This window comes from Neisseria subflava (assembly GCF_024205705.1).
Lineage (GTDB): Bacteria > Pseudomonadota > Gammaproteobacteria > Burkholderiales > Neisseriaceae > Neisseria > Neisseria subflava_D.
In genome coordinates this window covers 2,398,474-2,411,293 of sequence record NZ_CP073115.1, presented here as the reverse complement: position 1 = coordinate 2,411,293, position 12,820 = coordinate 2,398,474, and the positions used below count along the sequence as shown (strand labels likewise).

Genomic DNA, 12,820 nt, shown 5'->3' with positions numbered 1-12,820 from the left:
TTTGGCATTTCCAACGTCTAACGAGACAAACCATCCATACAGGAAACATAGAGATGAATCCCCGCACATTATTTTCCCTTTGCGCCAAGTTCGGCTGCCTGCTTGCGCTTAGCGCCTGTTCATCCAAAATGATGGATACCGAAGCCGCAACCGTACCGCAGGCATTATCCTCGTTAAAAACCCCTGACAACCGCCCTGCCAGTGTTTTTCTGAAAAAAGACAAACCCACCCTGATTAAATTTTGGGCAAGTTGGTGTCCTTTGTGTTTGTCCGAATTGGGACAAACCGAAAAATGGGCGCAAGATGCAAAATTCGGTTCTGCCAACCTGATTACCGTTGCCTCGCCCGGTTTTCTACACGAGAAAAAAGACGGCGATTTTCAAAAATGGTATGCCGGTTTGAACTATCCTAAGCTGCCCGTCGTTACCGACAACGGCGGCACCATCGCCCAAAGCCTGAATATCAGTGTTTACCCTTCTTGGGCGTTAATCGGTAAAGACGGCGACATACAGCGCATCGTCAAAGGCAGCATCAACGAAGCGCAGGCATTGGCGTTAATCCGCGATCCCGATGCCGATTTAGGCCGTCTGAAAAACACATTTTACAAACCCGACACACAGAAAAAGGATTCAGCAATCATGAATACGCGCACCATCTACCTCGCCGGTGGCTGCTTTTGGGGCTTGGAAGCCTATTTCCAACGCATAGACGGCGTGATTGACGCCGTATCCGGCTACGCCAACGGCAAAACGGAAAACCCAAGCTACGAAGACGTGTCCTACCGCGATACGGGCCATGCCGAGACCGTCAAAGTCACCTACGATGCCGACAAACTCAGCCTAGACGACATCCTGCAATACTATTTCCGCGTCGTTGACCCGACCAGCCTCAACAAACAAGGCAACGACACCGGCACGCAATACCGCAGTGGCGTGTACTACACCGACCCCGCCGAAAAAGCCGTCATCGCCGCCGCACTCAAACGCGAGCAGCAAAAATACAAACTTCCCCTCGTCGTCGAAAACGAGCCGCTGAAAAACTTCTACGACGCCGAGGAATACCATCAGGACTATCTGATTAAAAACCCCAACGGCTACTGCCACATCGATATCCGCAAAGCCGACGAACCGCTGCCGGGCAAAACCAAAGCCGCTCCGCAAGGCAAAGGCTTCGACGCGGCAACGTATAAAAAACCCAGCGCTGCCGAACTCAAACGCCTCCTGACCGAAGAGCAATACCAAGTTACCCAAAAAAGCGCGACCGAATACGCCTTCAGCCACGAATACGACCATCTGTTCAAACCCGGCATTTATGTGGACGTCGTCAGCGGCGAACCCCTGTTCAGTTCCGCCGACAAATTTGATTCCGGCTGCGGCTGGCCGAGCTTTACCCATCCAATTAATGCCTCCGCCGTTACCGAACACGACGATTTCAGCTATAACATGCGCCGCACCGAAGTGCGCAGCCACGCCGCCGACTCACACTTAGGACACGTTTTCCCCGACGGCCCGAAAGACAAAGGCGGCCTGCGCTATTGCATCAATGGCGCAAGTTTGAAATTCATTCCTTTGGAAGAAATGGACGCAGCCGGCTACGGTGCATTGAAAGACAAAGTGAAATAACGGTTTGAATCGAAAAAGGCCGTCTGAAAAAGATTTCAGACGGCCTTTTTAATTTGTCGGATGTAGAGGGTGGTTTCTTATCTATCAAAAAATCTCGATAACTAAGAAGGTGCGCCCTACAAAATCCTTTTAAATTCGTTTTGCCAACTCTTCGGCTTTACCCACATACAACGCAGGGGTCAACTCAAGCAATTTGGCTTTGGCTTCTGCCGGAATTTCCAACGACTCGATAAAGAGTTTCAACACTTCAGGCGTAATGCCGTCTTTACCGCGTGTCAGGTCTTTCAGCTTCTCGTAAGGATTGGCTACGCCGTAACGACGCATTACGGTTTGAATCGGCTCGGCCAACAGCTCCCAAGTAGCGTCCAAATCGGCAGCAAGGGCGGCAGGATTCGGCTCAAGCTTGTTCAGACCGCGCAGATGGGCGGCAAAGCCCAATACGGTATAGCCCACGCCTACGCCCATATTGCGCAATACGGTGCTGTCGGTCAGGTCGCGCTGCCAACGGGAAATCGGCAGTTTTTCGGACAAAAAGCCCAATACGGCATTGGCCATACCGAGGTTGCCTTCGGAGTTTTCAAAGTCAATCGGATTGACTTTGTGCGGCATGGTGGAAGAACCGACTTCGCCTGCTTTGACTTTTTGTTTGAAGTAACCCAAAGAAATGTAGCCCCAAACATCGCGGTTGAAGTCGATCAGAATCGTGTTGACACGGCTGATGGCTTGGAAGAATTCCGCCATATAGTCGTGCGGCTCGATTTGAATGGTGTAGGGGTTGAAGGTCAGGCCGAGGCTGATTTCAACGAAGTTGCGGCAATGGGTTTCCCAATCCACATCGGGATAAGCGACCATATGGGCATTGTAGTTGCCGACTGCACCATTGATTTTGCCGAGGAACTCTTGCGCTTGCAGGTTTTTAAACTGACGTTGCAGGCGGTACACGACATTGGCGATTTCTTTACCCAGTGTGCTTGGTGTAGCAGGCTGGCCATGCGTGCGGCTCATCATAGGGACGGCAGCCAACTCATGCGCCATGCCGGTCAACTTCTCGATGATTTCGGCCAGTTTCGGCAGCAAAACAGCCTCACGTGCTTCTTGCAGCATTAAAGCGTGGGACAGGTTGTTGATGTCTTCGCTGGTGCAGGCAAAGTGGATGAACTCGCTGGCGGCAGCCACTTCAGGCACGCCGGAGAAGCGTTCTTTAAGCCAATATTCGATGGCTTTGACGTCGTGATTGGTGGTCGCCTCAATGGCTTTGACGGCGGCGGCATCTTCAAGTGAGAAGGTTTCGATCACTTTGTCGATTTCGGCAAGCGTAAAATCGCTGAAAGCAGGAACTTCTACAATCTTAGGCTCGGCGGCAAGGGCTTTGAGCCAGTTTAATTCAACTTTGACACGCGCACGCATCAGGCCGTATTCGGAGAAAATCGGACGCAATGCTTCAACGGATTTGGCGTAGCGGCCATCTAATGGGGAAAGTGCAGCGATAGGGTTAATCATGTCGGATCTTCCTATGGGATGAAAACCAAATTGTTTGCAATTATACATGATTTTACACTCCAAGGCCGTCTGAAAGACAGGTTTCAGACGGCCTTTTCAGCTTATTTTTCATAAAATTCTTTTCAGAGGTTCAACTTTGCAAAATCGATTTACGATATATGCCATCTTCACGGATAATATCGACTGACTTTTTGTAAATAATGAGGTTTTATGAATATCAAACGTTTTTCCCTGGCTGCAACCGTATTTGCGGCTTTGATGTTGAGTGCCTGTGAAACAACCACCACTTCAAGCGGCGGCGGCAACTGGACCAACATCGGCACCATCTCTGAAGGCAATATCAAAGTAGCCATTGATAAAAGCAGCATTAAAAGAAATGGTGCACTGGTTACTTTCCGCGATAAAAAAACCGTTTCCAAACTGAAAGAGGAACGTTTCGTCAATACGCCGGCCTATAAAACAGCCATCGGCAGCTGGGAAATTCATTGCTCAAACAAAACCTATCGTCTGGCAGCGCTGCAACTGATGGACGAACACGGCCGGGTAATTTCCAACCAAAGCTATACGCCGACCAGCATCCGCCCAATGAGCGTCATGAGCGGCACGATTACTGAAAAACAATACGAAACTGTGTGCGGACATAAGCTTTAATCCACACTTATTCACAAAGTTATCCACAGTTTAAATATTTAAAAGGCCGTCTGAATGCTTTGAATATCAAGTTTCAGACGGCCTTTTATGTTTTGATGGAAATTTATCATCAAATTTATCCACAAAATTTGTTTATTCAAAAATAATTTATTACAGTGATTCATTTACGCTCAAAATTTGCTTCATTCTTTGCAAGAGCATTTCACAAAATACTGCTTTCTACTCTATTTACTGACTTACTATCTGCTTAATCGATCTATATTTACAGACTGCTATGTATCAAACTGGATCTGCACTAAATGCTTTTCACACAGGTATTCCAATCTTTTGGAAAAAATTTGCTTCTCCAAATAAATACCTTTCCTTTGATGATACAACCCTTCTTTAACGCAGCCTTGCCCCTGTTTCTCCGTCAATAATCTGGCTAGGCGTTTTCTGCTTACCTATCAATCCGCCTACAACCCAAACTTTCCTGCCAAACTGTCTTCTAACTTCCCTTTCCGTTTTGCATGCCCGTTTTCCTGCACGATTGCATGAAGTAGAGACTAAAGGTATTTCCAAAACCTGACACAAACGCCTTGCACCTGCGTGCGCAGGAACCCTGACAGCCAATTTACTGCGTCTTTTTCCCCGCAATGAGGGCAATACTTTTTTGCCGGCCGGCAATAAAAAAGTTTTCGGAGCAGGCCATGCTTCATGCAGCATGGTTTGGATATTTTCAGACGGCCTTTGCAACAAAGGTTGCAACTGTTCCAAGCTATGGCCAATGACAATCATGCCTTTGTGTTGCGGTCGTTTTTTCAGATGAATCAATTGGTTGAGTGCTTTTGGCAAAGTAGGGACACAGCCCAAGCCATAGCAAGACTCGGTAGGATAGGCGACCAAACCGCCTTTTTTAAGATGCGCCTGCAGCTTGCGTTGGGCTGCAGCCGATAAAATTCTGGAGAACATCATCATAATACCAAGGCCGTCTGAAACTGCGATTGTCGGACAATCTGTGTTCAGACGGCCTATTTTTATTCATTATTAACGGTTGATGGCTTTATCGGCAATGTCTTTACGGTATTGCATACCGTCAAAACGGATGGTTTCCAATGCCTCATAAGCCTTGCTTTTAGCTTGTGCAACATCATCGCCCAAACCGACTACACACAACACACGGCCGCCGTTGGTTACCACTTCGCCTTTTTCATTCGTTGCAGTACCGGCATGGAAAACTTTACCGATTTGATTGGCTTTATCCAAGCCGAAGATCACATCGCCTTTTTTCGGAGAGTCAGGATAGTTTTGTGCAGCCAACACCACGCCTACTGCAGTCTGCGGATTCCATTCGGCAGTAACACTATCCAGTTTGCCATCGATTGCCGCTTCAACCAAATCCACCAAATCGCTATCCAAACGGCTCATAATCGGCTGGGTTTCAGGGTCGCCGAAACGGCAGTTGAATTCGATAGTATAAGGCGCACCGGTTTTATCAATCATCAAGCCCGCGTATAAAAAGCCGGTAAACTCATGACCTTCTGCTTTCATACTGGCCACGGTCGGCAAAATAATTTCATTCATCGCGCGCTCATACACATCAGGCGTCACCACCGGAGCAGGGCTGTATGCGCCCATACCGCCGGTATTAGGGCCTTTGTCGTCATCCAGCAGACGTTTATGGTCTTGACTGGTTGCCATCGGCAAAACATGATTGCCGTCCACCATAACGATAAAGCTTGCTTCCTCGCCTTGCAGGAAATCTTCAATCACGACACGTGCGCCTGCATTGCCCATTTTATTGCCCAACAACATATCGTCAATAGCGGCATGGGCTTCATCCAAAGTCATGGCGACAATCACGCCTTTACCGGCAGCCAAACCATCCGCCTTAATAACAATTGGCGCACCTTTTTGGTTGACGTAATCATGTGCCGCATCGGCATTTTCAAAAGTTTGGTATTGCGCGGTTGGAATCTTATATTTTGCCATAAATGCTTTAGCAAAATCCTTTGAGCTCTCCAGCTGGGCCGCGTATTGAGTCGGGCCAAAAATCTTCAATCCGGCAGCACGGAAGTCATTGACCACACCTGCAGCCAAAGGCGCTTCAGGGCCGACTACGGTAAAGGCAATATTTTCATTACGGCAAAAATCAATCAAATCTTGATGCGCCGTTAATGCGATATTCTGCAGTTTAGGCTCAATTGCCGTTCCGGCATTACCAGGTGCAACAAAGACAGTTTCTACTTTAGACGACTGCGCCAATTTCCAAGCCAGTGCGTGTTCACGTCCACCATTACCAATAACGAGCAATTTCATACCATCTCCTTGAAGAATAGATGTTGTAAATAAAATTCAATTGATGGAATATTGTTCCATCTTGCATAGCTGTTTCAAATTAAGAATAATATCGCACCAAGACAACCATACTCTAATTTCAAACAACGAAAGGACAAATCATGCAAAAACGTATTGACGAAATTCAAAGCAAATATCGCGAATGGTGCGAATTACTGCCGCAACTGGAAGCAGATATCGCCCGCTGGAAACATGCTGCAAGCCTAATGCAAGATATGGATGACTTCTATACCAACGAATACCAAGCATGCTATCAAGCCATTGAAGAAGGTACAGATGTTGATTTGCGTACACAGGGCGAATACAGCATTATGAGCGAAGATGCCCTATGGAACGCACTGGGAGAATTTCATCAACTGGCTTGGGAATACCTGCGCTCAAGCGTAAATGCTTTAGACAGATACCAAGGCTAAAACATCAAAGGCCGTCTGAAACTTTTGATTTCTCAAATATGTTCAGACGACCTTTTATTCAAACGGCTTCTCAATATCTACTTCAATTTGACGCGTATTTTTCCAAGCAGCAATACAAGCTTCATAATCGACCAACGCTATTTTCACTGTCAACTTACAATCCAGCTGCAAATTCTGTTCCACAATATCGGCCTGATATTGCTTGGCAATCCGTATCGCCTCATTCAAAACTGGATATTCACATTTCAACCAAACTGTCTTTTCGACATTCTTTTCAACAACTTCAGCTATCGCCAACGCCTGAGCCGTTGATTCCTTATAAGCATGAATCAGACCAGGAACACCCAATAGCGTACCGCCAAAATAACGCACAACCACAACCAACACATCCGTTACGCCGACAGAATCAATCTGCCCCAGAATAGGGCGGCCTGCGCTTCCGGACGGTTCTCCATCATCGTTTGCGCGAAACTGCATTCCATCCACACCCAATCGATAGGCGTAACACCAATGTCGTGCCTTGTGATGCTCTTCCTTTAATGGGTCGAGATATTTCTTCACATCGGCCAAAGTGCGGATCGGATAGGCGTATGCGATGAAGCGGCTGCCTTTATCTTTAAATTCAGCCTGTGTCGGTGTGGTAATGGTTTTATAGGTCGTAATCATGCCAAAATATTTTCAGACGGCCTTTGTTGTAAAAGGCCGTCTGAACGTTTCACGTGAAACATCAGTTTTTCAGTGCTTCAGTCAGTTGAGGCACAACTTCAAACAAATCACCAACCAAGCCATAATCTGCTACATTGAAAATAGGCGCGTCAGCATCTTTGTTGATGGCAACAATTACTTTACTGTCTTGCATACCGGCAACGTGTTGGATAGCACCGGAAATACCGATAGCAAAGTACAGTTGCGGCGCAACCACTTTACCGGTTTGACCGACTTGAGCATCGTTTGGCGCATACTCGGCATCCACTGCCGCACGGGAAGCTCCAATCGCCGCACCCAAAGCATCCGCCAAAGGAGTCAATACTTCATTAAATTTTTCAGCGCTGCCCAATGCACGGCCACCGGAAACAATCACTTTTGCCTGAGTCAATTCAGGGCGGTCAGACTGAGAAAGTTGACGGTTTACGAAACGGCTCAGGTTTTGAGCAGGCGTTACCTCAACATTAACTACTTCTGCATTACCGCCTTGTCCTGCAGCATCAAATGCTGTTGCACGGAAAGTCAGCACCAATTTTTCAGAATTGGATTGAACGGTTTCAAATGCATTACCGGCATAAATCGGACGGACAAATGTCGAGTTATCCACAACTTCGGTTAAATCTGAAACTTGTGGCACATCCAATAGGGCAGCAACCCGGGGCAACAGATTTTTACCAAACGCAGTTGCAGTCGCAGCCACATAGCGGTAATCCGCAGCCAGTTTAACAACCAAAGGCGCTAATTCTTCTGCCAAACCTTCAGCGTAATAGGGCGCATCGGCTACTAAAACTTTCGCTACGCCTGCAACCTGTTTCGCCTCTTCAACCACCGCAGCAGCATTACTGCCTGCAACCAATAAATCTACATTACCCAATTTGGCGGCAGCCGTTACCGCATGCAAAGTGGCAGGATTCAAATGTTGGTTATTATGTTCCGCAATAATCAATACGCTCATTTCATACTCCTTAGATCACTTTGGCTTCGTTTTTCAGCTTTTCAACCAACTCGGCAACATCAGCCACTTTCACACCGGCTTGACGTGCTTTAGGTTCGGCAAATTTCACGGTATTCAAACGCGGAGAAATATCCACAGCCAAATCGGCAGGACTTAATTTTTCCAAAGGCTTTTTCTTTGCCGCCATGATATTAGGAAGTTTGACAAAACGTGGTTCGTTCAAACGCAAATCTGTACTGATGACCGCAGGCAGCTTCAATGCAACAGTCTCTTCGCCGCCGTCAATTTCACGGGTTACCAATGCTTCTTCGCCTTCAATTTGCACTTTTGATGCAAAAGTACCTTGAGCCGCATTCAACAACGCAGCCAGCATTTGGGCAACTTGGTTGGCGTCATCGTCAATTGCCTGTTTACCCAGCAATAAAATTTGCGGATTTTCTTTATCCGCAACAGCTTTCAGCAATTTCGCAACAGCCAAAGGCTCCAACTTTGCATCAGTCTCAACATGAACCGCACGGTCGGCACCCATCGCCAAAGCAGTACGCAACGTCTCTTCGCATTTTTTCTCGCCAAGAGAAACAGCAACAATCTCGCTTACTTTTCCGGCTTCTTTCAAACGGACAGCTTCTTCTACCGCGATTTCATCAAACGGGTTCATCGACATTTTGACATTACCGATATCCACATCGGAACCATCGGCTTTCACACGAACTTTGACGTTATAGTCCACTACGCGCTTTACTGCGACCAGTGCTTTCATTCAATTCTCCTAAAAAGAATGTCCATCAAATCTAGCATACTGCTTTTGATACATTCTTTATATAAAATCCAATTCGGTTTTCACCAACATGATAAAACCAAATTTGTATAAATCTTGGTAAATAGAGCGGAATTATATCATTTCTAAAGCATTTACTCAGAAAATAAATCCACCCCCAGCAATTATTTACCGTATGCTGCAACACAATCCATCAAGGTTTGATAAACCTCGTCAATATTGGGAATTTGAGCAATACCGCCTAAATTTTTTGCATAAGCCGAAACTTGAACGCCGGTCTTGGCCGGATCTGTATCTGTATAAATTCCTACGACAGGCTTTTCCAGTGCATTGGCAAGATGCAGCAACCCGGTATCTACGCCAATAATACCCTCTGCGTTTTTCAATAAAAATGCAGCCTGTAATAAATTCATTTTATCGCAAACTGAAGCAAACGGTAAATCGCTTGCAATCTGTTCGGCACGCATTTTTTCGGTTTCATTTCCCCACGGTAGATATATATTGCATTGTTGTTCTTCATTCAACTTTTTCAATAATACACACCAGTGTTCTACCGGCCATAATTTACTGTCGCGACTGGTTGCATGCAAAGCAACGTAATAAGGGGATTGCAAATTTTTCAGACGGCCTGATTCAGGAACCGACAAACCAAATACCTGCGTCTCAGGCATTGTATAACCAAATACTTGGGCAAATAATTCACGGTTTCGCCAAACCGCATTTTTACCTTTCGGCACGGCAAATGTTTTACCGTATGCAAGGGCAGCCAAACTTTCACGCGCGCTGTGTTTATCCAAACCGTAAATAGGGGATTTCGCCATTTTGGCAAAGCATGCGCTTTTAATCAGTCCTTGGCTATCTAAAACAAAATCAAAAGATTCAGCCTGTAAATCCGTTTTCAGACGGCCTATTTCACGCCATGTTTCAGCCTGAAAAAGGTGTTTGCGCCATTGCCGCCATTTCATTACATGAACCTTTTTGACAAAAGGATGCAAACGGGCAATATCTGCAAACCCTGCCTCACACAGCCAATGGAGCTCTACCTCAGGACATTGTCGCGCTAAATCTTCAACTGCGGGCAACGTATGAATTAAATCGCCCATACTGGACAAGCGGACAAGTAAAATCTTCATATTTTGGAAAATGTTTCACGTGAAACAACAGAATTTAAAATATAATTTACTGATTATTAATGTATTTTTTTATTTCTTCGGCGTTTTCTAAAATAATAGCCCCGGCAGAATGCATTTCCTGCCATGCTGATTCAACCGTTTCAGGAGCAATGCCGCGGCAAGCCGCCTGATTGACGATGACTTTCCAAGCCCCGCCTTTAAGCAACTGTAAAACTGTTGTCTTCACACAATAATCCGTTGCCAAACCGCCGACAATGACCATATCTGCATTTTGACAGCGCAACCATTCGATCAAACCTGTACTGAGCTTTTCTTCAATATCGTGAAAACATGCTCCGTAGGGGTGTAACTCAGGATCGACGCCTTTCCAAACGCAATAATCGTATTCTTTGGCTGAAGGCAGACCATCTAACAACTCATAGCCATATGTTCCAACCATCGCATGAGACACCCAAGTCAAATCTGCATCGGGCAAACCCGTCGGTTTCAACATATCAACAGGATTATCCACAAGCCATTTTGCCGCGGCATGATGCGCATCTTTAGTCATCACGCGCAAATCCGCCAATGCAGCTTGGGCATTGAGTTCATCCGCAATCAGATGACCTTCGCCAACAGGCAATTCTTTCGGGCACAAAGGCGTAAACGTTTTTTGTGCATCTACATCGATAGAAACAATCATGGATTAATTTAACCTATTGATTTTATTTTATATTATTCAAATTGGGCATTTATTGCCCATGTACGGACATTTGGAATAAATGCTTTGTATTATAACAAATTACTACCGCAAAATGTGGGAAAACATCTGTGATATGATGACAGTTTGCACAGAATATTTATCCACAAATTATGTCCTATTCGATTACGCCTATTGCAACCGTTCATTCCCCCTACAAACAAAAATTCGGCATTGCCCGCCAACCCGGTTTGGTTCCTGCAGCAGAAATTTACATTGAACTCGCTCCTGAATTTACCGCAGACAGCGTTCGGGGCTTGGAAGATTTCGACTATGTGTGGATAAGTTTTATTTTCCACGGCGTATTGGATGAAGGTTGGGCACAAATGGTGCGTCCGCCACGGCTTGGAGGCAAACAAAAAATGGGCGTATTTGCCACGCGCAGCCCGCACCGCCCCAATCATCTCGGTTTATCCCTGCTGAAACTCGAACGTATCGAAACAGGCAAACCTGTCCGCATCTATTGCAGCGGCGCAGACCTATTGGACGGTACTCCGGTAGTGGATATCAAACCCTACATCCCGTTTGTCGAATCCAAACCTGACGCATCATCAGGTTTTGTCAGCGGCAAACCTGAAGAATTGAGCGTAGTCTGGGCAGAAAATACGCTTGCGGAACATTTATCCACAGAAGAAAAACAGCTCATTGAGCAAAGCATCGCCCAAGATCCTCGCCCTGCCTATCAAGATATTCCCGAACGGATTTATGTGATGAATATTGCGGATTATGAAGTGCAGTTTAGGATAGAAAACAAATGTGCCACAGTAATTAAACTATCCACAATCTGATTGCAAATTGAATCTATCTACACACAAAAGGCCGTCTGAAATGTTCAGACGGCCTTTTAATTATCCACAGATGATTGATTCAACCTGTTATCCTTTAGATTTTGCTGGCAAAGAATTCCAAGGTACGAACCAATTGGCAAGTGTAAGACATTTCATTGTCGTACCAAGCAACGGTTTTCACCAATTGTTTGTCACCAACAGTCATCACGCGGGTTTGAGTCGCATCGAAGAGTGAGCCGTATTCAATACCAATAACGTCGGAAGAAACGATTTGATCTTCAGTGTAGCCTAAAGCATCGTTGGCGGCAGCTTTCATGGCTGCATTGATTTCTTCTTTGGTAACAGGGCGTTCGAGAATAGAAACCAGTTCGGTCAAAGAGCCGGTAGCTACAGGAACGCGTTGGGCAGAACCATCAAGTTTACCGTTCAACTCAGGGATAACCAAGCCGATGGCTTTAGCGGCACCGGTGCTGTTCGGTACGATATTCAAGGCAGCGGCACGGGCGCGGCGGAAGTCTCCTTTACGGTGTGGCGCGTCAAGGGTGTTTTGGTCGCCGGTATAAGCGTGGATGGTGGTCATCAGACCTTCAACAATACCGAATTCTTTTTGCAATACCGCAGCCATAGGGGCCAGACAGTTAGTCGTACAAGAAGCGGCTGAAATAACAGTTTCGCTGCCGTCCAAAATATCTTGGTTTACGCCGTATACAACAGTTTTCACATCATTGCCGCCAGGGGCAGAAATCACAACTTTACGCGCACCGGCACGGATATGAGCCTCAGCTTTGGTTTTACTGGTAAAGAAACCGGTACATTCGAGGACAACATCCACACCCAGCTCGCCCCAAGGCAATTCTTCAGGATTAGGATTGGCAAATACTTTGATTTCTTTGCCGTTAACAACAATCGCATCATCTTTCAATTCGGCAGAACCTTCAAAACGGCCTTGAGTACTGTCGTATTTAAAGAGGTGCAGCAGCATATCGGCAGGAGTCAAGTCGTTAACAGCAACGACTTCGATACCTTGGGCTTTTTCAATTTGACGCAATGCCAGACGACCGATACGGCCAAAACCATTAATCGCTACTTTAATACTCATTTTGCTACTCCTATTAGATGGAATGGGAAAAATTTTTCAGTAAGGCCATTGTATCCTGAAATAAAATTACTTTCTAGGATTACAGATGATTACTTTTAAG

At 46.1% G+C, this 12,820-nt stretch carries 13 protein-coding genes; 4 read left to right on the top strand and 9 right to left on the bottom strand.

Going from position 1 to position 12,820, the window contains the following annotated elements; genetic code table 11:
* Nucleotides 1-53 precede the first annotated feature (53 nt).
* Nucleotides 54-1,622, top strand: coding sequence for a bifunctional peptide-methionine (S)-S-oxide reductase MsrA/peptide-methionine (R)-S-oxide reductase MsrB (gene msrAB / locus KCG54_RS11610; RefSeq protein ID WP_254324251.1), 1,569 nt, complete (start codon nt 54-56; stop codon nt 1,620-1,622).
* A gap of 129 nt (nt 1,623-1,751) precedes the next feature.
* Here the strand turns inward: msrAB and purB are convergent, their stop codons facing one another.
* A complete protein-coding gene (gene purB / locus KCG54_RS11605; RefSeq protein WP_063068603.1) occupies nt 1,752-3,122 on the bottom strand; it encodes an adenylosuccinate lyase in 1,371 nt (456 codons plus the stop codon).
* 210 nt (nt 3,123-3,332) lie between these two features.
* Here purB and KCG54_RS11600 point away from each other — a divergent pair, with 210 nt between their 5' ends.
* Nucleotides 3,333-3,773, top strand: a complete 441-nt coding sequence (locus KCG54_RS11600; RefSeq protein ID WP_254324250.1) for a surface-adhesin E family protein — start codon at nt 3,333-3,335, stop codon at nt 3,771-3,773.
* 384 nt (nt 3,774-4,157) lie between these two features.
* Here the strand turns inward: KCG54_RS11600 and KCG54_RS11595 are convergent, their stop codons facing one another.
* Nucleotides 4,158-4,727, bottom strand: a complete 570-nt coding sequence (locus KCG54_RS11595) for an L-threonylcarbamoyladenylate synthase (RefSeq protein ID WP_254325027.1) — start codon at nt 4,725-4,727, stop codon at nt 4,158-4,160.
* 72 nt (nt 4,728-4,799) lie between these two features.
* A complete protein-coding gene (gene purD, locus KCG54_RS11590; RefSeq protein ID WP_254324249.1) occupies nt 4,800-6,071 on the bottom strand; it encodes a phosphoribosylamine--glycine ligase in 1,272 nt (423 codons plus the stop codon).
* 140 nt (nt 6,072-6,211) lie between these two features.
* On the opposite strand from purD, the gene KCG54_RS11585 reads away from it, so the two are divergent.
* The gene (locus KCG54_RS11585) at nt 6,212-6,523 is read left to right on the top strand and encodes a DUF4298 domain-containing protein (protein ID WP_254324248.1); all 312 of its coding nucleotides are present in this window, start codon (nt 6,212-6,214) and stop codon (nt 6,521-6,523) included.
* A gap of 54 nt (nt 6,524-6,577) precedes the next feature.
* On the opposite strand, the gene KCG54_RS11580 is transcribed toward KCG54_RS11585, so the two are convergent.
* The 5 genes from KCG54_RS11580 to KCG54_RS11560 form a co-directional block, all read right to left on the bottom strand.
* Nucleotides 6,578-7,189 (bottom strand): IMPACT family protein, encoded by a 612-nt coding sequence (locus KCG54_RS11580; protein ID WP_254324247.1) that lies wholly within the window; start codon nt 7,187-7,189, stop codon nt 6,578-6,580.
* 61 nt (nt 7,190-7,250) lie between these two features.
* Nucleotides 7,251-8,183, bottom strand: coding sequence for an electron transfer flavoprotein subunit alpha/FixB family protein (locus tag KCG54_RS11575; protein WP_254324246.1), 933 nt, complete (start codon nt 8,181-8,183; stop codon nt 7,251-7,253).
* Between the two features lie 10 nt (nt 8,184-8,193).
* Nucleotides 8,194-8,943 carry an electron transfer flavoprotein subunit beta/FixA family protein gene (locus tag KCG54_RS11570; RefSeq protein ID WP_254324245.1) on the bottom strand — a complete coding sequence of 250 codons (750 nt, stop codon included), beginning with the start codon at nt 8,941-8,943 and terminating at the stop codon, nt 8,194-8,196.
* Between the two features lie 182 nt (nt 8,944-9,125).
* The gene (gene waaC, locus KCG54_RS11565; RefSeq protein ID WP_254324244.1) at nt 9,126-10,094 is read right to left on the bottom strand and encodes a lipopolysaccharide heptosyltransferase I; all 969 of its coding nucleotides are present in this window, start codon (nt 10,092-10,094) and stop codon (nt 9,126-9,128) included.
* Nucleotides 10,095-10,140: 46 nt separating this feature from the next.
* Entirely contained in the window at nt 10,141-10,776 is a 636-nt protein-coding gene (locus tag KCG54_RS11560; protein ID WP_254324243.1) for a nicotinamidase, read from the bottom strand.
* Nucleotides 10,777-10,946: 170 nt separating this feature from the next.
* On the opposite strand from KCG54_RS11560, the gene tsaA reads away from it, so the two are divergent.
* Nucleotides 10,947-11,621: a tRNA (N6-threonylcarbamoyladenosine(37)-N6)-methyltransferase TrmO gene (tsaA, locus tag KCG54_RS11555; protein ID WP_254324242.1), complete on the top strand. Its 675-nt coding sequence runs from the start codon at nt 10,947-10,949 to the stop codon at nt 11,619-11,621.
* A 94-nt stretch (nt 11,622-11,715) separates the two neighbouring features.
* On the opposite strand, the gene gap is transcribed toward tsaA, so the two are convergent.
* Nucleotides 11,716-12,720 carry a type I glyceraldehyde-3-phosphate dehydrogenase gene (gene gap / locus KCG54_RS11550; RefSeq protein ID WP_003686735.1) on the bottom strand — a complete coding sequence of 335 codons (1,005 nt, stop codon included), beginning with the start codon at nt 12,718-12,720 and terminating at the stop codon, nt 11,716-11,718.
* Nucleotides 12,721-12,820: the final 100 nt, after the last annotated feature.

Bases quoted from the DNA above. Each gene is read 5' to 3' on its own strand.
- msrAB (WP_254324251.1), top strand. From the start codon at position 54: ATGAATCCCCGCACATTATTTTCCCTTTGCGCCAAGTTCGGCTGCCTG.
- purB (WP_063068603.1), bottom strand. From the start codon at position 3,122: ATGATTAACCCTATCGCTGCACTTTCCCCATTAGATGGCCGCTACGCC.
- KCG54_RS11600 (WP_254324250.1), top strand. From the start codon at position 3,333: ATGAATATCAAACGTTTTTCCCTGGCTGCAACCGTATTTGCGGCTTTG.
- KCG54_RS11595 (WP_254325027.1), bottom strand. From the start codon at position 4,727: ATGATGTTCTCCAGAATTTTATCGGCTGCAGCCCAACGCAAGCTGCAG.
- purD (WP_254324249.1), bottom strand. From the start codon at position 6,071: ATGAAATTGCTCGTTATTGGTAATGGTGGACGTGAACACGCACTGGCT.
- KCG54_RS11585 (WP_254324248.1), top strand. From the start codon at position 6,212: ATGCAAAAACGTATTGACGAAATTCAAAGCAAATATCGCGAATGGTGC.
- KCG54_RS11580 (WP_254324247.1), bottom strand. From the start codon at position 7,189: ATGATTACGACCTATAAAACCATTACCACACCGACACAGGCTGAATTT.
- KCG54_RS11575 (WP_254324246.1), bottom strand. From the start codon at position 8,183: ATGAGCGTATTGATTATTGCGGAACATAATAACCAACATTTGAATCCT.
- KCG54_RS11570 (WP_254324245.1), bottom strand. From the start codon at position 8,943: ATGAAAGCACTGGTCGCAGTAAAGCGCGTAGTGGACTATAACGTCAAA.
- waaC (WP_254324244.1), bottom strand. From the start codon at position 10,094: ATGAAGATTTTACTTGTCCGCTTGTCCAGTATGGGCGATTTAATTCAT.
- KCG54_RS11560 (WP_254324243.1), bottom strand. From the start codon at position 10,776: ATGATTGTTTCTATCGATGTAGATGCACAAAAAACGTTTACGCCTTTG.
- tsaA (WP_254324242.1), top strand. From the start codon at position 10,947: ATGTCCTATTCGATTACGCCTATTGCAACCGTTCATTCCCCCTACAAA.
- gap (WP_003686735.1), bottom strand. From the start codon at position 12,720: ATGAGTATTAAAGTAGCGATTAATGGTTTTGGCCGTATCGGTCGTCTG.